This is a genomic window from Leucobacter sp. NPDC015123 (assembly GCF_043080205.1).
In the GTDB taxonomy this organism is placed as follows: Bacteria; Actinomycetota; Actinomycetes; order Actinomycetales; family Microbacteriaceae; genus Leucobacter; species Leucobacter aridicollis_A.
Map to the genome: position 1 here is coordinate 270,136 of NZ_JBIBVH010000003.1, position 21,311 is coordinate 291,446.

Below are 21,311 nucleotides of genomic sequence, written 5' to 3' on the forward strand. Positions count from 1 at the left end.
ACCTGAGCTGAGGCGGGAACCAATCGGCCCCCTCGCCTACCCGATCGGCGGGCGGGCGCCGAGGTGGGGGCCTTGGTTTCCGACCTCGCGGGTGTTCACCCTGACGCTGCGCTCGCTCGTGTCGAACAGTTCACGGGCGGCGAACCTGCCGCCGCTGAGCGTTCCGTGTACCCACGTGAAGCTGCTCCCGTCGAGCAGCGGCTCGCGAGCGGCGACGTGCATGAGCTGCAGCATCAGGATCTCGGGGAGCGCAGGATGCGGCCCGTGCGAGTGACTGAGCCCGACGAGTGGCGGCTTCGGCGTTGCGGGCACCAGCCTCAGCGTCCAGGACACTTCGCCGCCCTGCACCGCACCAGCCTGCACCGCGCCAGCCTGTCCCGCACGAGCCTGCACCGCGGCTACGCCCCGCGGAACGGCGTCAAGTAGCTCGAATTCGGCGGTCACCTCGGGGGCGAGGATGAGCGGCGCGGCGAGCGACAGCGGACTGCTCGGTTGGCGTGCTGCAGCGCGGAAGAGGGCGACCCAGCCGTCGCTCCCAAGCCCGTAGATGGTCGGCACGACGGCGAGCGAGGCATCGGCCATGAGCGCGCGGGCGAGCGCGGCGTGATCGGCGCCGGCGGCCCAGAACTCTTCGGGCTCGGGGACGCGCAGGTCGCGCCAGCCAGCTACCTCACGAGCGAGCTCAAAGCCGCGGGTGAAGCGCACTGCTTCGAGGCCGTCAATGCTTGAGAATGCCGCCTGACCGAGGTCCCCCTGCCTGGCTGCCAGCGCGGCGGCATCGAGCATCGCCTCGGCGCCGCTCGCTGGCGCGGTTCCGCCGGCAGCCCGGCGGCCCTCGGCGTGTGCTCGGTCGAGCTCGTCGGCGAGGTCCGGAAACAGCAGCCTCGCGAGGCGTGCCTCGTTCTCCGACCCCTGCGCGCCCACATTTCCTGGCATAGTGTTCCCTCCGCTCCGAGCCTATCGGGGTTCGATCGGTCGCGCGGACTCGCAGGCTAGCGCCCGAGTCCAGCCTCAGTGACAAGGCGCTCGAGCACGACAGGGAGCTCCTCCGCCGCGTCGAGCCGCATCCCGTCAGGAGCGAAGCGTGTGGCGAGATCGTCGGTGTTGATCCCAATCCCGAACACCGTCACCCCGAGCGCCCTGAGTCGCGCGAGCTCGCGGGCTGCCGCCGTCGCGTCGTTTGTGCCGCCATCGCTGACGAGGATCGCGATGCGTCGGCGCGAGACCGCGTCGCTACCGGGCCTGCCGCTCTGCCTGCTGCTCTGCCTGCTACCGAGCCAGCCCCCAAGCCCGAACTCTGTGGCTGCCGCCCTGAGCGCCGCGGCGTCGTTCGTGGAGCCCTGCGGAGCGTGGATGGCGGAGTCCAGCGCGACGCGTGCGGCGTCGTCGAGCGCGCCCGCAAGCGGCTTCACCGTGAGAGGCGTGGAGTCGAACACGATGAGCGCCGTGCGCAGGCTCAGTTCGAGATCGATGCCGAGCGCGCGTTCCTCGGCAGCGATGTCGCGTTCGACACCCGCGAGCGCTTCAAGCATGATGAGCGCCGCGGTCGCGGCTGCCGAGGCAGCGGGGCCCTGCATTGACGCCGAACGGTCGATCAGCAGCACGTAGTCGGTGCTGCCCTCCCGCCGGCTGCGCCTTGAGCGTCGCTCGCGTCGGAGAAACGCGCGCGGCCGCTCAACTCCGGCTGCCGCATCGGCGACGGCCCGTACGAGCGATTCGCGATCGAGTAGGTCGCCCTCGGGCTCGGGCGTACGGGAGAACGCGCGCTCGAGGTGCACCCGCTCGGAGACAATCTGCCGCCACACGTCGCGCACGCGCTCAATGCTGCGGGCGTGCTGCGTCACCCTGTCCCGATAGCTCGACAGCGCCGCCGCACCGCCGCCACCGCCCGGGGTGCCGAGTTCAGTCGCGCGGTCGGGCCGGTCTCGGTCGGCATTGCGACTGGTGTCGCGGTCGGCGTCGTCTGGGCGCGCGAGGTCGGGGAGCTCCATTTCTTCGACCCAGGATCCCGAGGCCGGGAGCGGCGTCGATAGCACTGTCTCTACAAAGCCCGCCTGCTCCGCGGCGAACAGATCGGCACCCTCGGCGCCGTCCTTGCGGTCGCCGGCGCGCGCCTGCTCGGTGTCGTCATCGCTCGTCGCGGTGCCGCCCGGTGCCTCGTCGCCGTCGGTCTCGCCACCGGCACCGTCGTCACCAGCACCGTCGTCCGTCTGTTCATCAGCAGCAGCTAGGGAACTGTCGAACGCGTCCGCGCCGGGATCCTGATCCGCGGACTCGCCGCCAGCCCGACCGTCCTGCGGCCCGCGCCCGACAATGTCGAGAGCGAGCAGCCGAAGATACGCCGGAGCGAACAGGCCGTACGCGCGCTCGAACCGTTCGATCGGCGAGCGTCGGGGGTCCGGCGAGAGCGCGAGAAGCAGCGCGCCCGAGGTCATGCCCGCCGCCCCGTCGAGGGCCGCAAGCTCCCGCTGCACCTCGGGGGCGAGAGAGTCGTAGTAGGGCGCGGTCCCGGCTCCCCCGCTCGCCCAGCGCGCGGCGGCGGTGTCCAGGACGAGCGACACCCATTGGAGATGCCGCGGCAGCTCGGCTGGATCCGCCCAGCCCGCGGCTACAATCGCCCGCACCACGGGCATCCGCAGGTTCGGGAGCGCGGCGAGCAGCTCCGCCGCCGCGAGGAGCCGATCGAGCGCCGCGAGCAGCGGTTCAAGCTCGGGCCGCGCGCCGCCGAGCGCGAGCCGCCGGCTGCGGCGAGACGGCGCGACCCGCACTTCGCGCACTGATTCCCAGAGCAGCAGCAGCGCGCGAGCGACCACGTCGTCGGGGTCGCCCGACACGGTGGCCCAGCCCAGCCCGACGTGTGCGGCTCCATCCCGCACGCTCCAGGCATCGCCGTCGTGCACGACGACAGGGATGCCGAGGACGGCTGAGGCAGCCGCGAGCGCGCCGCGCGTCACAGCCTCGCCCCGCACATGCTCCATGCGCACCACACTACCGAGAACACCTCAAGGAGAACTCGGCTCACCGCCTGATGGTAGCGTGGCAGCATGCTCTCGTACGACGCAAATCCAGTGCTCGCCGAGGCCGCAGACGTCAGCCGGGAGCTCGCGCGCACCCGCCGCGTCGCCGCCGGGGGAACGTCGCCACGCGCCGCGCTCGCCGCCGACGCGCAGCAGGCGCTCGAGGGGCGCCTCCAGGCACTCTACAACGACCCCGAGAGCGGGGAGATCATCGACCGTGCCCTGACTGAACGGGCGGCGACGCTGCGCGCCGCGGTGACCGCCTGGCGCGCGACCCTGTCGGCGCGCGAGCTGCGACAGCAGGCCGCCGCGATCGCGACGGATGCCGCGCGCGAGGGACGGTCGCTGATCCAGGCCGAGGCGCTGCTCGTCGCGACGCTTCACGGACGCGCAGACAGAATTGAGGCGGACCGCGAGGTCACGCTGCAGGATCGTCTGACGACGGAAGAGGCTCGCGACGGGGCGCTCGCGGCGCTCGCCGCAATCCGCATCCGCGAAGCCCGGGCACAGCTGCGTCGCGGGCTGCTGCTCACCGGTCAGATGCGCGCGATTATCGCCGAGGCGACGCCGGCCCTCACCCGCGGAGAGCCGCTGCTGCTGCTCGGAGAGACTGGCGGCGCAAAGACCGCGCTCGCCGAGTACCTCTCGCGCATCGAGCTCGGGAGCGAGCCGGAGCTCGTCTCCGGGTACGGCGACATCACAAGCTCGCAGCTCATCGGCAGCCACGAGCTGCGCTCAGACGGCGGCGCCACCGTGAGTGTCTTCGTGCCAGGCCCCCTGCTTCGCGCAATGACCGAGGGGCGGCCAGTCATCCTCGACGAGGTGAACGCGATGCCCGCCGAGTTTCTCAAGCGACTCAACCGCATCCTGCAGCTGCGACCTGGACAGTCGTTTGCCGTGCAGGAGAACAACGGCGAGGCTGTTGAGATCGCCCATGGATTCGCCATCCTCGCGACCGCCAATGAACAGACGCCTCACCGGTACCGCGGCATCGATCGCATGAGCGCCGAGCTTGTCAACAGGTTCGGCGCGAACAGTTACCGGGTGCACTACCCCGACGCTGGCCTCGAGTACACGGACGCCCCGCGCGAGAATGCGCTCCTCGCGGCCGCCGCCATCGCCGACGCGACGGGGAACGTCCCGCTGCCAACCGACGATCTCGAGCGGGTCGCGCGCGCCGCGTTCATCAGCCAGCAGGTGTTTGCCGGTGCGCACGGGGAAGGCTTCGGTCGATTCGTGTCGACGGAGCGCGAGATCGATGGGCGGCCTGGCCTCGAAGAGTCCGTGCTCGCGCCACGCACGCTCGTCGCAATCGTGCAGAAGGTTGCCGGGAGCGCCGGGCAGGTCACCCTCGACCACGCGCTCGGCAGGTTCGTCGATGGTGTGATGCACGCGGAGGATCGTCAGGTGCTCACCCTCATCCTGCGATCTCAGGGATTCCTCGTGGGAGCCCGAGTTCACACGCGCTGACGACGGCACTGCCTGTGCACACCGCACATCATGGAGTCAACAAAGTGCACTCGGCACAGTGACGGGGTGTCCGCTCGAGCATAGCCTGGCGATGACCCTCTTCCATTCCTAGGCAAGGATGCTCATGGCAAGCAGCACGCACGGCGACGATTTCGCGCTCACGAGAGTGCCCCAGTCCTCACGCAAGCACTGGTTCGGGATCGCAGTGCAGCGATTCGGTCAAGTGTCTGCACTCTCCCAATTCCTGCTCGGCGCGACCCTCGGCTACGCGATGACGTTCGGCGACGCCGTGCTCGCGTTCCTACTGGGCTCGCTGATCCTCGAGGTCGTCATCGTCTTCGTCGGGCTCATCGGGCAGCGCGAGGGCCTGAATACGTCGCTGCTCGCGAAGTGGACAGGCTTCGGCGAGGTCGGCGCCTCCCTCGTCGGGCTCGCGATCGGCATCAGCCTCATCGGCTGGTTCGGCATTCAGTCCGCCATCTCCGCCCAGTCGCTCGACAACCTCATGCCCGGCATCTTCCCTGTGTGGGTCTGGAGCCTCCTCTTCGGGCTCGCTGTCACGGCGATCGTCGCGTTTGGCTTCAAGGGAATGCAGCTGCTCGCGAATGTCACGGTTCCGTTGTTTCTCATCCTTGTCGGCTGGTCAGTCATCAGCGAGCTCTCCCGGCACGACATCGGCGAGCTCATGACCGGGCCGCCGCCCGGGCCAGCGATGAGCGTGTGGGCCGGCACTGGAATCGTCGCCGGCGGACTCATCGTCGGCGCGATCATCTCTGCAGATATGACGCGGTTCAACCGCACCGGGCCGGACGTCGTGAAGCAGACAGTCGTCGGCGTGACCCTCGGCGAGTTCGTCATCGGGCTCTCGGGCGTGCTGCTCGCACACGCCACCGCGAGCGGCGATATCGTCGCCATCATCACCTCCTCTGTCGGTTTCGTTGGACTGCTCATCGTCATCACCGGGACGCTGAAGATCAACGACTGGAACCTCTACTCGTCGACGCTCGGCCTCGTGAACTTCATCTCGACGGCGTTCGGCAAGAACCTCAACCGAGTCACTACGACGGTCGTGCTCGGCGTCGTCGGTTCGGTCTTGGCCGCCGCTGGCATTCTCGGCCAGCTCACCGGGTTCCTCACCCTGCTCTCCGTCGCGTTCCCGCCGATCGCCGGCATCATGGTCGCCGAGTACTTCATCGTGAAGATCTGGCGCCCCAAGCTCGAGGCCTCCCGCGCCGAGGGCCGCCTCCCGGCCACGGCACCGCGGCTCGTCCCCGCGACGATCATCATTTGGCTCGTCTCCTCGGTCGCGGGCTACTTCATCACCTGGGGTATCCCCGCGGTGTTCTCCCTGCTCATCTCGATGGTGCTCTACATCATCGCCGGAAAGCTCGGGTGGGTGCGCCCGGTCGGCACCGTGCAGACCCGCGAGCCTGAGGCTGCTGCTGGCACAGCGAGCACAGCCGGCACCGCCTAGCCCACACTTGCGGCCTCCCCCGGCCACCCCATCTCTTCCCACACCCAGCGAAAGCGAGAACCATGCATATCGGGATCGACGTCGGCGGCACCAACACCGACGCAGTGCTCATGAACGGCAGCGAGACGCTCGTCGGCATCAAGCACTCCACCACCCCAGACGTGACGGCGGGCATCATCCAGGCCATCCAGGGGCTCCGCGACAAGCACAGCTTCGCGGGGGCCGATATCACGGCAGTGATGATCGGCACCACGCACTTCATCAACGCCCTCGTGCAGGCCAAGCGCCTCGCCCCCACCGCGGCTCTCCGCCTCGGTCTGCCTGCGACCCAGGCGCTGCCGCCGCTCGTCGATTGGCCAGCGGAACTCAAGGACGCCATCGAGGCTCGCAGCTACCTCGCACACGGCGGCTACGAGTTCGACGGCCGCCCCATCAGCCCGCTCGACCCCGAGGAACTCCGTGCGCACGCCGCTGATATGCGGGAGCACGGGATCCGCTCGGTCGCGATCTCGTCGGTGTTCAGCCCCGTCAACCACGACCTTGAGGTAGAGGCCGCGCGCATCGTTTCCGAGGTGCTCGGAGACGACGTCGCAGTATCGCTGTCTCACGAGATCGGTCGCATCGGACTACTCGAACGCGAGAACGCAACGGTCATCAACGCCGCGCTCCGCGAACTCGCGTCCGAGATCGTCGACGGCCTGACCGCCGCGGTCCGCGCCGAGGGTATTGAGGCGCCGATCTTCTTGAGCCAGAACGACGGCACCCTGATGGACGAGGACTACGTGCGCCGCTACCCCGTCGCGACCTTCGCGTCTGGCCCAACAAACTCGATGCGTGGCGCTGCGCTCACGAGCGGGCTTGAGACCTGCGCGGTCATCGACGTCGGTGGCACCACAGCCGACGTTGGGCTGCTCATCAACGGGTTCCCGCGCGAGACCGCGAATGAGGTCAAGGTGGCCGGCGTGCGCACGAACTTCCGGATGCCTGACGTGCTCTCGCTCGGCATTGGTGGCGGCAGCATCGTCGACACGGAGACCGCCGAGGTCGGGCCGGAGTCCGTTGGTTACCGACTCTCCACCGATGCGCTGGTCTTCGGCGGCGACGTGCTCACGGCGACAGACATCGCGGTCGCGGCGGGCCGAGCGAACATTGGCGACGCGTCGAAGGTCGCGCACCTCGATCCCGCATTCGTGCAGCGCGTGCTCGACAGGATTGCGGAGCGCGTCGCGGAGGCCGTCGATCGGATGCGCACGTCGCCCGAGCCGATCCCGGTCGTCGCTGTCGGCGGCGGTTCCGTGCTGCTGCCCGACGTGCTCCCGATCTTCGGCGAGGTCTCCAAGCCTGAGAACTACGCCGTCGCGAACGCGATCGGCGCCTCGATTGCGCAGGTCGGCGGCGAGATCGACAAGGTGTATTCGATCGCGCCGGGCGAGCGCGAACAGACTATCGCCGAGGTGCGCGCCGAGGCCATCGAGAAGGCGGTCGCGGCGGGCGCGAAGCCCGACACAGTCGCCATCATCGACTTCGATGAGGTGCCTATTCCGTACCTGCCAGGCAACGCCACGCGCATCCGCGTGAAGGCTGTCGGCGACCTGAGCATGGAGGGCTAACCGTGAGCTGGAAGATTTCAGTCGACGACATCGACGACCTCGCGCGCGGATCCGCCGTGCTCGGCACCGGCGGGGGCGGCGACCCGTACATTGGCGGCCTGCTCGCAAAGGAGGCCCTGCGGCGGCACGGCGACGTCACCGTCGTCACGCTCGACGAGCTTCCGGAAGACGCGGTCGTCGCCTGCGTCTCGATGCTCGGCGCGCCGACCGTCATGGTTGAGAAGCTTCCGAGTCTCGACGAGGTCATGCGACCGGTAAGAGAACTCAGCGAGCACTATGGCCGGCCGATCACGCACATCATGTGCATCGAGGTCGGTGGCGTGAACTCGACGATCCCGATCGCAGCGGCCGCCGCGACGGGCCTGCCGGTGCTGGACGCTGACGGCATGGGCCGCGCCTTCCCCGAGCTGCAGATGGTACTCCCGACGCTGTATGGCGTCACATCATCGCCGCTCGCGTACTCCGACGAGAAGGGCAACGTCGGAGTGCTCCGCACCGTCGACAACGCGTGGGGTGAACGGATCATCCGCGTCGCGGCCGTCGAGATGGGCTGCTCCATCATGCTGTCGGGCTTCCACATGTCGGGCGCGACCGCGAAGGAGGCACTCGTCGCCGACTCTCTCTCGCTCTGCGTGAACGTTGGCAAGGGCATCGTCGACGCACGTGCGGAGAAGGTCGACGCCGTCGAGCGGGCGACCGATATCCTTGGGGGCCGCGTGCTCTACGGCGGCAAGGTCACCGATGTCGAACGCGCGACCACCGCGGGCTTTGCTCGCGGCCGCGCGACGATCGAGGAGGATGGACGCACCCTCACCCTCCTCTTCCAGAACGAACACCTCATCGCGGAACTCGACGGCGAGGTGCTCGCTACAACCCCCGACCTCATCATGGTGCTCGACCACGAGACGGGCGAGCCCGTCACCACGGAGGGCCTCCGCTACGGCCAGCGCGTGCGCGTCATCGCTGCGCCCGCCGACGAGCGTTGGCACTCGCCGGCGGCGATCGAGATGGTCGGCCCGCGGTACTTCGGCTACGACCTCGAGCCGCACCGCTTCGACGGCTCGGTGCGCCCGGGTAGCCCGATCGCCGACGCGGCGCCCGACGCGTCCCAGTCTGTTGGAGCGACGGCGTGAGCTGGACACTGACCGCTGCCGACCTTCCCGACCTGGCGCGCGGTGCCACCCTGCTTGGCACGGGCGGCGGGGGCGACCCCTACATCGGGCAGATGCTCGTCCAACAGGTCCTCGGGGACGGCGGGATCACCATCCTCGATCCCGACGAGCTCGCCGACGACATGTTCGTGATCCCGACCGCTCAGATGGGCGCCCCGACCGTGATGGTCGAGAAGATTCCCGCCGGCACCGAACCGCTCGCGGCGCTCCGCACGCTGGAGACGCACCTCGGGCGGGCAGCGGAGGCCACAATGCCGATTGAGTGCGGCGGCGTGAACTCGATGATCCCGCTCATCGTGGCAGCAGAGTCCGGCCTCCCAGTTGTTGACGCTGACGGGATGGGTCGCGCGTTCCCGGAGCTCTCCATGGAAACGTTCGCCGTCTACGGCGTGCAGGGGTCGCCGCTCGCTCTCGCGGGCGAGCGCGGCGAGCACGTCATCATCGACACCGGCACCGACAACCGCCAGATGGAATCGTTCGCCCGGGCCATCACGATCCGGCTCGGCGGCGTCGGCCACATCGCCGAATACGCCATGACCGGAGCGGATGTGCGCAGGACCGCGATCCCGCGTACACTCTCGATGGCGCTCGCGCTCGGGCGGGCGATCAGGATCGCGCGCGAGGAGCACCGCTCCCCCTTCGCAGCGCTCGCTGACGCACTGTCGGCGACGCTGTACTCGCACGTGCGCGAGCTGCACGTGGGGAAGGTCGTCGACGTCGAGCGCCGGACGACTGAGGGCTTCGCGCGCGGCAGGGCGGTCATCGAAGCGGTGGACGGCTCGGGTGAGCCCGTGGTGATCGCCTTTCAAAATGAGAACCTCACGGCGTACCGCGGGGAGGAACTGCTCGCGATCGTTCCCGATCTCATCTGCATCGTCGACCACGAGACGGCAGAGCCGATTACGACGGAGGGGCTGCGCTACGGCCAGCGGGTGCGCGTGCTCGGCATCTCGACGCCCGACCTCATGCGCACCCCCGAGGCGCTCGACACGTTCGGGCCGAGCGCCTTCGGACTCACTGAGACGTTCGTACCCGTCGAAACGCTCTCCGGCGCTCCGATCGCTGGCGCAGTGGGCGGTGCCGCGGACGGTGCCGCGGCTCCCGTCCGGTAGCGGACCGGTCTGGGCGTACGGAACATGGGTGCGCGTCGCGTCGCAGCGCGCACCCACACCCCGCCGCGGTCCTATCCCGGCGGCATCATCTACGCTTGAACACATGGCTCTCTCCCTCACGGCAGCCGACCTCCCGCTGCTCTCGGCGGGGGCATCGTTCTGCGGCACTGGCGGCGGCGGCTCCCCCAAGCTCACCGAGCTCATGGTTCGCTCGGCATTCTCGGAGCCGATCGAGGCCGTCCTCCCGGGCGAACTGCCGCCGGACACTCAGTGCTTCGCGCCCGCATTTGCCGGGTCGACGCTTCTACTCAGCGAACGACTCCCCTCACACGACGACTTCGGCAAGCTCATCGCGGTCGCCGAGCGGTGGATCGGCGCGAGGCTTGAGGCGGCCTGCTCGTTCGAGGCCGGCGGGATGAACGCACTGACACCCTTCCTCTTCGCCGGCGACCGCCTCATCATCGACGCCGACTGCAGCGGGCGCGCCGTCCCGACTCTCGACCGCACGAGCCTCTACATCGAGCGGCTTCCCGGGCTGTTCGCCGTGTGTTCCACGGGTGCCGGCGGCGTCGCCCTCATCACCTCCGAACGCGCGAAGGACGTTGACGGACTCATGCGGGCGGCGATGATCCAGTCCGGTGGCGCGGGCGCCGTGCTGTTTGCCGGCTTCAGCGCCCGCGACCTCGAGACGGCTTCGCTCCATGGGCACCTCGCGCGCTCCCTCGAGTTCGGCCGGGCGCTCCTCGAGACCGCCACCGCCCCGGTCTCGACGCTCGCCGACCGGCTCGGCGCCACGCTCGTTGGCGAAGGCAGAATCGTGAGCCTCACCCAGGATTCCCGCGACCCTCATGTGCATGCCGCCGAGGTCGCCGGGAGAGACGGCTCCGTGATCCGGCTCGTGTCGCGCTCGGAACACCTCGCCGTACTCGTCGACGGCGAGACTGTCGCGGCCGCGCCCGAGTACATCGTCGCGGTCGACGTGCTCTCGCGTGAACTCATCGAGGTGACGGACCTGCGGCTGCACCGGCATGTGGCGGTCCTGACCCACCCCGCCGACGACTGGTGGCGCAACTTCCCGCGGCGCGCGGCGAAACTCTATCCGTCGTCGTACGGCCTGACCGGATTGGATCCCGAATGGTAACCACCCCGCGCACCCCACAGGCTACGCTCGACCTCGCGAGCCTGCTTGCCCACCCCGACAACGGCGGCGTCACCCACATCGCAGGCCCGGCGACCGGCACCTGGCAGAACCTCACTGTCGACGAGCCCGAGTCAGCCGCCGAGGGGCTGCTCGTCGCCACCACCGCGTTTCCCAGCACGAGCTGGCAGCAGGACGCGCTCGTGCGCCGGGTCCGCGACCGCGGGTTCGCAGCCCTCGCACTGACTGGCGCCAGACTTGCTGGCCCTGGCGCACGAAAGCTCGCGGACAGGCTCGAGCTCACCCTGCTCGACGTTGACCGCCCGATAGCGCTCGCCCGAGCCGGCTGGCAGCTCCAGCAGGCCAGGGACGCACTTACTATCGACTATGTGCGCAAGGTCGCGCAGGCCTTCGAATACCCCGCGGCGGACCTCGCCGACCTGCTCGGTCACCTGTGCGCGGCCATCGGGCATGGGATCGCTCTCATCGATTCCGGAAGAACGGTGCAGCAGGCCGGTGGCGTGCTCTCACCTGAGCTGCATGCCGGGCTCTCCTTCACGCCCTGGATCAGCGTCGCGCGTGTCGGCGACGCTGCCGCCGCCTCGGTGCGCGTCGACAGTTCGACCAGACGCGGGTTGCGGCTCGCAGTGTTTGATGCCGGGCTCACCGACGTGCAGCTGCGCGCGCTCTCAACGGTTGCGGAGATCATGGTGCCTGCCGTGGCGGCGCGGATCCTGATCGACGAGCTCGACACCGTGAACGACGCGTCCTCCTCCGCTGACCTGCTTCGCGCGTTCATTGAGCTCCGAGGGGTCCGCGACCCCGACGTCCACAAGCGTATGGCTGAACGAGGCTGGCGGACGGCGGGCTATCACCTGGGGTTCCAGTTCACAGCTCGCACCCGTGTCGACCCGGTGGGGCTGCTGCGCGCGGTGTCGCACGAGCTCACCGCAGTCTCGGTCGAGTCGCGGGTGGCGCTCAGCGGAGGTGGCGTGTTGGGCTGGCTGACCTTCACGGATCCGCCCGCCTCGAGCGAGGTGGAGCGGTTCGCGGGCGCGCTCAACGGCGTGCACCAGCAACTCCGTCGGACACGCGATGTGGCGCTCGGCATCGGATCGCTACAGAGCGGCGAGACCGGGCTCGCCCGCACACTCAACGAAGCCGGGGATGCGGCAAAGATCGCGACGTCGCGCTCTTCCTCCGGCTATCTCGTGCGCGTAGACAGCCTGGGGCTCGAGCAGCTCCTCCTCGCGTGGACAGGCACCGACACGTTTCTACCTGCCGCCGAATCACTGCTCGCTCCGCTCCTCACCGAAGCGCCAGAGCTTCTCGACACCCTCGCCGCGTACCTCGATCACGAGTCGGGCATCCAAGCGACTGCCGCGGCGCTCGGGCTGCATCGCAATACCGTCTCGCAACGCGTCCAACGTGCGCAGGAACTCGTTGGCGCGGATCTGACCTCACCGGAGACGCGGCTCGCGCTCCACCTTGCGTGTCGGGCGGTGCTCGCGCCGAGGGGTTAGGGGTTAGGGACGCGGTGGGTGCGGCGGGTGCGGCGGGTGCGGCGGGTGCGGCCATCGTGGTGAGTCCAGTGCGCGCTACAGACACGGCGAGTCCAGCACGTGACTTACGTGGATACACAGCGTGGATAAACAGCGTGAGGAAACTGTTTAAGGAAACAGCGTGAGGGATTCAGGCTGCCAGGCTAGGAGGCTAGTCCGTGCGCTTGAACAGCACCCGACTCGCGGGCGTGTCGCGGTGAATTCTGCCGGTTGGGCTGGCCCACACCATGGTGCCGTCTTTTTCCTGTTGGACATCCCAGTCCGAGTGATGTTTCAGCATATGGTGCCCTCGGCACAAGTGTGCAAGGTTTTCGACAGAGGTTGGGCCGCCATCTTCCGCAGCGATGGTGTGGTCGACGTCACACCGGTGGGTCGGAACTCGGCACCCCGGGGCCCGGCAGCGCTGGTCGCGCGCACGGAGATATCGTCTGATCGCTGGCGTTGGTCGGTATCGGTCGACGGATCGGAGGTTCCCGGCGGAGTCGACCGCGAGCAGATCCAAGGCAGTTGCTTCCGACGCTACGCGCCGCGCGATCCCTTCGGCGAGCGGTCCATACCCTACAAGTTCGGCGACGTACTCAACCTCGCTACCTGCGCCTGGAATCTTGCCGCTCTCGGACTCGGATCGTCGTAGCTGAGTTCCCTCGGCCTCCCAGCCCACCCGGAAATCCCAGTTTTCCGGGTCCCCCAGTCCTTCCAGCTTTCCCCCGGCCTGCCCGCTTTCACAGGCCTCCACGTTCTCCCTGCCCCCGGCTCTGGCATCTACCCGCGCGATCGATCCGGAGAGAGGCGAACGAAGCCCGAGTACCGCTTCGGAGACGAGGACCTGCACGCGACCAGCAATCCCGACGGCCGCCGTTGCGGTGTCGCCGGACGATCCGAGTAGCAGGTCACGATAGACGTCGACCCTCACCGCGGCAATTGGGCGCCGCGCCACATTGACTCGCCCTGAATCGACGTGAGGCGGAGCCTCCGTTCCCTGTGCTCCAGGCTGAGGCGGGCGAGAGAATGCAGGCTGCGCCCTCTGGCCGTCTGCCACATTCGTCGCTGCGGCGCCGTCAAGGCTTCCCCCGGCACCGCCGACCAAAGGTCCCCGTGTCCCGCCGGCCTGCGCCGTCTTCTTCGCGATTCGGGCGACCCGATCGTAGATCGCGTGCGCGTCTACTGCGGGCAAGTGGGCGATGAGGTCGGCCATTCCGTCCTCAGCCTCAACAAGCCGGAGACACCGTCGCACCGCAGCGCGTTCATGTTGCTCTTCGAGTGACTCTCGCTGCTCACGTGAGGCAAGCCGCCGGGCGACCGGGCGCAGACGATTCGGGGTCTCCTGCCGGGCGATCTCGAGTACGCGCCGCTCATATCGCTCACGCTTTTCCGCCTCGAGCACTCCGTCGCCGACGGTGAGCGGGGCGCCCTCCGACGTCACAACTCGGAGGTGACGAATGGAGATCTCGCCAGCGTCAAGCGCTCGGAGTGCGGTTGGGAAGGAGCGCCGCGCGTCGTAGGCTGTCTGCAAGAGTCGCTCTGCCGTGTGCTCGCTCTCGTGCATTGCCGTAGCGAGTTCCATGCGGAGTGATCGAAAGCCAAGCTCTGCCCCAGCCGAGGTGTGTCCGGGTGCCACGGTGGCCGCTTCGAGGGCCTCGCCGAGCACTTGCAGCTGCTCTGCCTCGATGCTCCGCCGTTGCGACTCGAGCGTCTCAAAGCGCATGATCGCGGCGTCAATCGCCTCGAGCTGGGTCTGCGAGAAGTGAGCGTCTGTTGTCATGTGTACACCTAAACACCAACCACTGACATTTAGTCTCGGAGGCGAGCGCCCACGCTGCTCGGGCCGCTAACCAACTTCTCGGTACAGCCTGCCGGCGGCTTCAACAACCGCAGGGTGCTCAGCGCTCAACGCCTGAATCCCGACAACCTTGAGACCGGCCGGGGGCACGCCACCTTCACCCCAGAGCAACACCGAGGTCTCCGCAGGCATCTGCGACGACCACCAGCTGATACCACCACGGTCGCCCGACCGCTCCTCGAACACCCGCTTAGCGAGCGCCTGCGTCACCCCAAGGTCCTGCACGACGACCGCGCTCGGGCGCACCCCGAGATCGAGCAGCACGCGCGCGTCATCAAGGTCGACGAGCTCCGGGCCAGAGTACTCGAGCTCCAGGATCGCTCGCGGCTCGCCAGCCGGAGTGAGAAACACCTCAGGGATCCATCGGCGCTTGTTGTAGAAGCTTTCGGCGACGGCGCCGACGGCAGTCCTCGAGAAGTACCACGAGTCATATAAGTCGGCATTGTCCCACCTGCCGTGAAACTGTGGGCGCGGCACGAACGACCAGTGGCCAGGCTTGCCCTGGCGGGCGCCGGTCACCCGCGGATAGCAGCGAAAGAGTCGCAGTGGCTCCTGCGAGTAAGACTCCTGCATGCGGTTACGCGTACGCGCCCTCGTCTTCGGCATCAATAGCGCCAATCACCTCGGCGACGCGGCCCAGCTTGATGCACTCGCGCGGCGTCGATCCACGCAGAAACTGATTCGGAGAGTCGAGCCAGATCGGCACGACCTTCGTGTGCATCGTCGACTCTGCTCGGGCGATGATGTACGCGAAATCCATGATCGACCGCGCAGACTCAGGCGAGGGCACCTGCGAGCCTTGCCGCCACCGAGTCACCTGCGAGGGCTTCACGCCAAGTAGCTCGGCGAGCAGCGCACCGTTACCCGCTGCCCCCAGCAGCATGCGAAAACCGTCGGCGAAGCCGGGTTGGTGTGTCACTGCGATGCTCATGCACCCAGTCTACGCGCAATTCTAGGATTGCGCGAGTGGCCCTAGCTGGCGATCTCCTGGTAAGCGAATTGCAACATCGACTCGTCAACGCCCGCGAGTACGCGCGGCTTGCCGATATCGTCGAGCACGATAAAGCGAAGCATTCCAGCGCGCGCTTTCTTGTCACGCTGCATCGCCGCTAGCAGCCCCGGCCAACGCCCAGCGGGGTACGACAGCGGGAGCCCGAGAAGTGTCAAGACGTTTCTGTGCCTGTCAACAGCGGCGTCAGAGAGCGCGCCCGACATCCGGCCGAGCTCAGCGGCGTAGGACATTCCAATCGAAATCGCGACTCCGTGCCGCCACTGGTACCGCTCAGCGTGCTCAATCGCGTGGCCAAGTGTGTGGCCGTAGTTCAGAATCTCGCGGAGCCCGCCCTCCTTGAAGTCTTCCGAGACGACACGCGCCTTGACTCCGATCGCAAGCTCGACGACTCGCTGAAACTCGGGCGTCTGTGGATCCGTGGCCTTCTCGACGTCAGCTTCAATAATGTCGAGGATCTCAGGCTCGGCAATGAACCCGCACTTCGCGACCTCCGCAAACCCAGCAAGGATTTCGTTCTTCGGCAGCGTATCGAGCACCGCAAGGTCACAGATCACCGCAGCAGGTGGGTAGAAGGCGCCGACAAGGTTCTTTCCCTCTGCAGTATTAATTCCAGTCTTGCCGCCAACAGCAGCATCGACCATCCCCAGAACAGTGGTTGGCAGCTGAACTAGGCGCACGCCACGAAGCCACGTCGCCGCGACGAAGCCCGCGAGGTCGGTCACTGCTCCGCCACCAAGGCCGATGATCGCATCGCTGCGTGTGAAGTCCGCCTGCCCGAGAATCTGCCAACAAAACGCAGCGACCTCCACACGTTTCGCAGACTCTGCGTCTGGAACCTCGGCAAGGATCACCTCGCCGTAGTGTTGCTGCAGCGACGTCCTCAAGTCATCGGCGAGCCGGCCAACCGTCGAGGTGTGCACGATGAGCACTTTCGCTACGCGGGAACCGAGCGCCTCTGGTACCCGATCAAACAGGTTGCGCCCCACAGTGATCGTGTAGTTTGTCTCCCCAGTGACAGCGATCTCAGTTACCTGCGTCGACTTACTCAATCTTGATCCTCTCCAACAATAGTGTCATCGGCCGAAGCCGGAAGGTTCTCGTCACGGCCCGGCTTGACGCCGTCGCGACCCACTTTGACGCCATCGCCCGTGTTCGCGGCGGCGTGTACCGCAGCTGCCTGAGATGCAGCACGCTCACGCCGCGCATACGCCCGGGCCCACTCAACAACGCGGCGAGTGAGCTGTTCTTTCCCGGCTCTGTCGGTCCGGAACGTCACGTCTGCGACTTCAAGATACAGCGGCTTGCGTTCGGCAAGGATCCTCCCCCATGCAGATGGGTCATCGCGCAGCAGCGGCCGCCGCGAAATGTTCGCGGTGCGAAGCACAGCCTCCTGGGTCGTCATGAGCAGGATCGTCGGGTGGCGACGCAAGAGCTCGCGAGTCGACTCCGAGAGCACCGCTCCCCCGCCGAGCGCGAGAATTCTCGTCCCTGGTTCAGCAAGTTCAGCTGCAATGATCTCGGCCTCGATACGACGAAACTCGGGCTCGCCGTGAGCGGCGAAGAACTCAGTGATCGCGCCGTGCTTACGCACGAAAACTACATCGCTATCAACGAAGGGGATGCCGAGTTCCTTTGCGACGCGACGTCCAAGACTTGTCTTGCCCGCGGCCATCGGCCCAACAAAGACTATCGTCCGCTCGGGTAGCCGGTTTCCGCCCCCGCGGCGGCGACGCCGACGCTTCGCCTGCCGTCTCGGCTGGGACGCGTCGGCGGGGCCGCGGTTCTCGGCGCCTTCGCGACCTTCTCGACCTTCGCTTGCGCCTGAGCCTGCGTACGCTGAACCTGCGGCTGCACCGGAGCCAATAGCGTCACCGGATCCGATAGCCTCACTGGATCCGGCTCCCGCAACTGACGCTGTGGCTAACTCTGTGGCTGCGTCTGATTCGACAGCTCCACCGCGCGGGCCGGCTGGCCGCTGGGGGCGACGACGTCGCTGCGGCCTCCCAGGCCGCGTCGGCCCTCCTGGCTGCGTCGGCCCTCCTGGCTGCGTCGGCTGCGGGGACGCCGACGGCTGCGGGACCGCCGGTGGCTGGTTGGGCGCCGCAACTGGCGTAGGCGCCGTCGGTGGCGCGGGCTTCGGTACGGCCGCGGGAGCCCCCGCTGGCCGACCTGCCCTGCGCGCGCCGCTCACGATTCTCGTGCGGTCGCGAGCTGCTCGGGGATCGCTGCCAGGTAGCTCTCAAGATTTCGGCGTGTCTCCGCGAGGCTGTCGCCACCGAACTTCTCGACGACTGCCTCAGCGAGCACGAGGGCAACCATCGCCTCGGCCACGACGCCGGCAGCCGGAACAGCTGACACGTCGGAGCGCTGGTGGTGCGCTTTCGCCTCCTCGCCCGTGGCAACGTCAATTGTTGGCAGCGCATGCGGGACTGTGGCGATCGGCTTCATGCCTGCCCGGACGCGTAGCACCTGGCCGGTCGTCATGCCGCCTTCGATGCCGCCGGCTCGGCCGGTATCGCGCACGATCTCCCCCTCACGAAGGTGGAGTTCATCGTGCGCCACGGAACCGCGTCTGCGGGTCGTCTCGAAGCCGTCACCGACCTCGACACCCTTGATCGCCTGGATTCCCATGAGCGCGCCGGCAAGGCGCGAGTCGAGGCGCCGGTCCCAGTGCACGTAAGACCCGAGCCCGGGCGGGAGCCCGTACGCGAGGACCTCGACGATTCCGCCGATCGTGTCGCCCGACTTCTTGGTGTCGTCAACCTCTTCGACCATACGCGCGCTTGTCGCTGCGTCAAAGCAGCGCAGCGGGTCGGCGTCGAGCCCTGCGACGTCCTCGGGGCGGGGCAACGCCGCACCAGCTGGGACAACGACATCTCCGATCGACACGGTGTGGCTCACGAGGTGGATTCCGAGCTCAGCGAGGAAGGAGCGTGCGACAGCGCCGAGCGCGACTCGGGCCGCGGTCTCACGTGCGCTCGCGCGCTCGAGAACGGGGCGCGCCTCGTCGAAGCCGTACTTCTGCATACCGACGAGGTCGGCATGGCCCGGGCGCGGACGCGTCAGCGCGGCGCCGCGGCCGCGAGACTTTTCTGACAGTTCCGTCTTCTCCGGGCTCATCACCTCGGCCCACTTCGGCCATTCCGTATTGCCGATGCGAATGGCGACTGGCCCACCGATCGTAACGCCCTGGACGACACCGCCCGAGACGTTCAACTCGTCTTGCTCAAACTTCATCCGAGAGCCGCGACCATAGCCAAGCTTGCGGCGCGCGAGGTCCTCTCGGATCGCGTCGAGTGAGATCGGCACGCCAGCCGGCATGCCCTCGATGACAGCAATGAGTTCAGGGCCGTGGGATTCCCCGGCGGTAAGCCAACGAAGCATAAGTTCTATCTTTCCACACTCGCGGCGCGCATGGCCGCGAGCACTCTCTCCTCATCGGCGACCCTGGCGTCAGGGTCGCCGTTCACGAAAATTCGTACCTGCACAAGCGCCTGTTCGACAAGCATGTCGAGCCCCGCGTGCGCCTCAGTGCCTGCGGCGTTCCAGCGCTCGGCAAGGGGCGATGGCCACGGGTCGTATGCGACGTCAAACAGCGGCACCCGCATGAGTTCGTCTGCGATCTTCACAGCACCGGTGGCGTGCCCGGGCAGCGTTGAGACGACAAGCGAAGGCGCAAAGCCGGGCGCGTCACCGAGCGCAAGCACCTCGATCACGCCGCCAAGGCGCGTCGCGAGATCCTGCGCCGCTCCGGGACGCCTTGCGGCAATCGCTATCCGCTCTGCGCCGAGTGACCGCGCCGCGAGGATCGCTGATACCGCAGTCGCCCCAGCACCAAGTACCACTGTCGCGCGCGCGTCGAGGCCGGCATTCCGGATCGCGCGGGCGAGTCCCGCGACATCAGTGTTGAAGCCCGCCCACGCAGCTTGGCCCTCCCCCGCTGGGACGCGCACAAGCGTATTCACGACGCCGCTTGCCTGGGCGACAGGATCGACGCGTGCAGCGAGCCTCGCTGCTTCCTCCTTCAGAGGCATCGTGAGCGACAGTCCGCGCCACTCTGGCCCGAGGTTCGCGAGGAAGGTTTCAAGGCCGGCGGCGTCGAGCTCCGTTCTCCCGTACTGCCACGGCAGACCGAGCACGCCGTAGGCAGCGCTGTGTATGGCCGGTGACTTCGAGTGCGCGATCGGCGACCCGAGTACGCCGAGTTGCGCCTCGCCGCTCTGGCGCGGCTCTGCGTCAGAAGGCTGTGAGTTGGTCATCGCCTAGTCACAGTACTTTCCGCCCTCGGCCCGGTGGGTCGTGCACCACTCGCCGAGCTTCTCGACGTTTTGTTGGTGCTCCTCGGCGGTCTCCGCGAACTCGGTTTCCCCGCTCGATAGATCAACAGGCATGAAGTACAGCCAGGGACCGTCTGCCGGGTTCGTGGCGGCTTCAATCGCGGTGTCTCCCGGGAGCGAAATCGGCCCAGCGGGCAAGCCGGGGTTCGCATACGTGTTGTACTTGTTCGACTTGTCTGCGCGCTCCTCATCAGTGGTCCACACCGTGTGCGTGTTGCCAGTGCCGTAGGAGACTGTCGCGTCGGACTGCAACAGCATGTCAATGTCGATCCGATTGAGGAACACCCGTGCGACCTTCGGGAAGTCCTCAAGACGCGAGCCAGCTTCACGCTGCACCATCGCCGCAAGCGTGAGCACGCTCCAGGCGTCTTCAGCAGCTACCCCGTGCTGATCGAGCGCTTGCCACATGCGGTCGACCATCTTCTGGATGATCGTCTGAGCGGTGTCGCCGGGTTCAAACGTGTAGGTGGCCGGGAACAGGAAGCCCTCGATCGACGGGAATTCTGCGGGCACGCCGAACGCTGTGGGATCGGCCGCGGCGGCCTTGAATTCCTCGAACGGAATGTCGACAACGCCAGCAGTGAGCTCGAGTGCGTCGAGGGCTGCCATCCCCTCAGGGATTGTGACAGTGAGTTCCATTCGATTCGCCTCGTCCGTCAGCGCAGCGAGAGCAGAGGCCGCGCTCATCTGCTGCTTCAGGCGGTACGTTCCGACCTGGAAGCTCACCTCTTCGTCTTGGCTGAGCAGGAGGTCGTAAAACGCCTCCGAGGTCTTCACCACGTCGGCCTGGGCGAGTGCCTCGGCGACGTCGGCGCCGTACTGGCCCTCAGTGATGGTGAGGAGGACCTCACCGTGCCCCTCACCCTCGTAGTCGTTCGTCGACCACCCAAGCGCGAGAGAGATCTTGTCGCCGTATGAGCTCCACACCCAGGCTGCTCCGCCGCCGAGCAGAAGCAGCATCACGATCAGGATCGAGGAGATGACGATTCGGCCCCGCTTCCGGGCGCTCCTGTCCTCGTCGCTCAGCTCGCTCCTTCGCCGACGGTCCCGGCGCGTTTCATGCTCGCTCACGGCGTTTCCTCGTTTCTCGGTAGTTCTTCGGACGTGACAACGACCTCTCCTGGTGCCACGTCTCGGCCGCGCTCGACATCGAGCGCGTGTTGCAAAATGACGACGGCAGCCGCCTGATCAATGATCGCGCGACTCCCCTTAGATTTTCGTCCGGCCTGGCGAAGCTGCCCTTGGGCGGACACTGTCGAGAGCCGCTCATCGACGAGTCGAACGTCTGCGATGCCTGCGAGTCGCGCGGCGAGTGTCGTGGCAAAGCCTACGGCATCGTCCGTCGAGAGCGTCCGTTCCCCCCGAAGGTTCAGCGGCAGACCGACGATGACCTCGAACGCTTCCAACTCAGAGACGAGTTCGACGATTCGCACGACGTCAGCGCCGGGCGCCTCCTCGCGCTGAACGGTCTCGACAGGCGTGGCAAGCATGCCGTGCATGTCAGACCGGGCGATCCCGATGCGCGCTTTGCCGACGTCGATCCCGATCCGCACTCCAGTTCGCACCG

The 21,311-nt window shown here is 67.4% G+C and carries 19 protein-coding genes; 7 read left to right on the top strand and 12 right to left on the bottom strand.

Translation table 11 applies throughout. From position 1 onward, the window contains the following. Positions 1-36: 36 nt before the first annotated feature. Together ACF07D_RS08045 and ACF07D_RS08050 are read right to left on the bottom strand one after the other, a co-directional pair. A complete protein-coding gene (locus ACF07D_RS08045) occupies positions 37-936 on the bottom strand; it encodes a hypothetical protein (protein ID WP_391504535.1) in 900 nt (299 codons plus the stop codon). 56 nt (positions 937-992) lie between these two features. After that, the gene (locus ACF07D_RS08050) at positions 993-2,978 is read right to left on the bottom strand and encodes a vWA domain-containing protein (RefSeq protein WP_391504536.1); all 1,986 of its coding nucleotides are present in this window, start codon (positions 2,976-2,978) and stop codon (positions 993-995) included. A gap of 66 nt (positions 2,979-3,044) precedes the next feature. Between ACF07D_RS08050 and ACF07D_RS08055 the strand changes: the two genes are divergently transcribed. From ACF07D_RS08055 to ACF07D_RS08085, 7 genes are all read left to right on the top strand, one after another. After that, complete coding sequence (locus ACF07D_RS08055) at positions 3,045-4,487, top strand: AAA family ATPase (RefSeq protein WP_391504537.1); 1,443 nt, start codon at positions 3,045-3,047, stop codon at positions 4,485-4,487. Between the two features lie 124 nt (positions 4,488-4,611). Then, positions 4,612-5,961 (top strand): purine-cytosine permease family protein, encoded by a 1,350-nt coding sequence (locus tag ACF07D_RS08060; protein WP_391504538.1) that lies wholly within the window; start codon positions 4,612-4,614, stop codon positions 5,959-5,961. 62 nt (positions 5,962-6,023) lie between these two features. After that, entirely contained in the window at positions 6,024-7,571 is a 1,548-nt protein-coding gene (locus tag ACF07D_RS08065; protein WP_119283885.1) for a hydantoinase/oxoprolinase family protein, read from the top strand. A gap of 2 nt (positions 7,572-7,573) precedes the next feature. Beyond that, entirely contained in the window at positions 7,574-8,704 is a 1,131-nt protein-coding gene (locus tag ACF07D_RS08070; protein WP_391504539.1) for a DUF917 domain-containing protein, read from the top strand. Beyond that, positions 8,701-9,855, top strand: coding sequence for a DUF917 domain-containing protein (locus tag ACF07D_RS08075; protein WP_391504540.1), 1,155 nt, complete (start codon positions 8,701-8,703; stop codon positions 9,853-9,855). The genes ACF07D_RS08070 and ACF07D_RS08075 overlap by 4 nt, the downstream gene beginning before the upstream one ends. 103 nt (positions 9,856-9,958) lie before the next feature. Then, on the top strand, positions 9,959-10,996 hold the full coding sequence (locus ACF07D_RS08080) for a DUF917 family protein (protein ID WP_391504541.1): 1,038 nt from the start codon (positions 9,959-9,961) through the stop codon (positions 10,994-10,996). After that, the gene (locus tag ACF07D_RS08085; RefSeq protein ID WP_391504542.1) at positions 10,990-12,516 is read left to right on the top strand and encodes a PucR family transcriptional regulator; all 1,527 of its coding nucleotides are present in this window, start codon (positions 10,990-10,992) and stop codon (positions 12,514-12,516) included. Before ACF07D_RS08080 ends, ACF07D_RS08085 begins: the two co-directional genes overlap by 7 nt. A 190-nt stretch (positions 12,517-12,706) precedes the next feature. On the opposite strand, the gene ACF07D_RS08090 is transcribed toward ACF07D_RS08085, so the two are convergent. From ACF07D_RS08090 to ruvX, 10 genes are all read right to left on the bottom strand, one after another. Continuing rightward, positions 12,707-14,317 (bottom strand): DUF222 domain-containing protein, encoded by a 1,611-nt coding sequence (locus ACF07D_RS08090; protein WP_391504543.1) that lies wholly within the window; start codon positions 14,315-14,317, stop codon positions 12,707-12,709. 66 nt (positions 14,318-14,383) lie between these two features. Continuing rightward, positions 14,384-15,001, bottom strand: a complete 618-nt coding sequence (locus ACF07D_RS08095) for an RES family NAD+ phosphorylase (protein ID WP_391504544.1) — start codon at positions 14,999-15,001, stop codon at positions 14,384-14,386. Beyond that, a complete protein-coding gene (locus ACF07D_RS08100) occupies positions 14,973-15,326 on the bottom strand; it encodes a helix-turn-helix transcriptional regulator (RefSeq protein ID WP_119283892.1) in 354 nt (117 codons plus the stop codon). The genes ACF07D_RS08095 and ACF07D_RS08100 overlap by 29 nt, the downstream gene beginning before the upstream one ends. Before the next feature lie 41 nt (positions 15,327-15,367). Beyond that, positions 15,368-16,456 (bottom strand): 3-dehydroquinate synthase, encoded by a 1,089-nt coding sequence (gene aroB / locus ACF07D_RS08105; RefSeq protein ID WP_391504545.1) that lies wholly within the window; start codon positions 16,454-16,456, stop codon positions 15,368-15,370. Next, positions 16,453-17,079: a shikimate kinase gene (locus ACF07D_RS08110; RefSeq protein WP_391504546.1), complete on the bottom strand. Its 627-nt coding sequence runs from the start codon at positions 17,077-17,079 to the stop codon at positions 16,453-16,455. The genes aroB and ACF07D_RS08110 overlap by 4 nt, the downstream gene beginning before the upstream one ends. Positions 17,080-17,093: 14 nt before the next feature. After that, positions 17,094-17,279 carry a hypothetical protein gene (locus tag ACF07D_RS08115; RefSeq protein ID WP_391504547.1) on the bottom strand — a complete coding sequence of 62 codons (186 nt, stop codon included), beginning with the start codon at positions 17,277-17,279 and terminating at the stop codon, positions 17,094-17,096. A gap of 315 nt (positions 17,280-17,594) precedes the next feature. After that, complete coding sequence (gene aroC / locus ACF07D_RS08120; protein WP_391504548.1) at positions 17,595-18,791, bottom strand: chorismate synthase; 1,197 nt, start codon at positions 18,789-18,791, stop codon at positions 17,595-17,597. A 5-nt stretch (positions 18,792-18,796) separates the two neighbouring features. Then, the gene (locus ACF07D_RS08125; protein WP_391504549.1) at positions 18,797-19,666 is read right to left on the bottom strand and encodes a shikimate dehydrogenase family protein; all 870 of its coding nucleotides are present in this window, start codon (positions 19,664-19,666) and stop codon (positions 18,797-18,799) included. 3 nt (positions 19,667-19,669) lie between these two features. Continuing rightward, complete coding sequence (mltG, locus tag ACF07D_RS08130) at positions 19,670-20,815, bottom strand: endolytic transglycosylase MltG (protein ID WP_255807759.1); 1,146 nt, start codon at positions 20,813-20,815, stop codon at positions 19,670-19,672. After that, positions 20,812-21,309 (bottom strand): Holliday junction resolvase RuvX, encoded by a 498-nt coding sequence (ruvX, locus tag ACF07D_RS08135; protein WP_391504550.1) that lies wholly within the window; start codon positions 21,307-21,309, stop codon positions 20,812-20,814. The genes mltG and ruvX overlap by 4 nt, the downstream gene beginning before the upstream one ends. Positions 21,310-21,311: the final 2 nt, after the last annotated feature.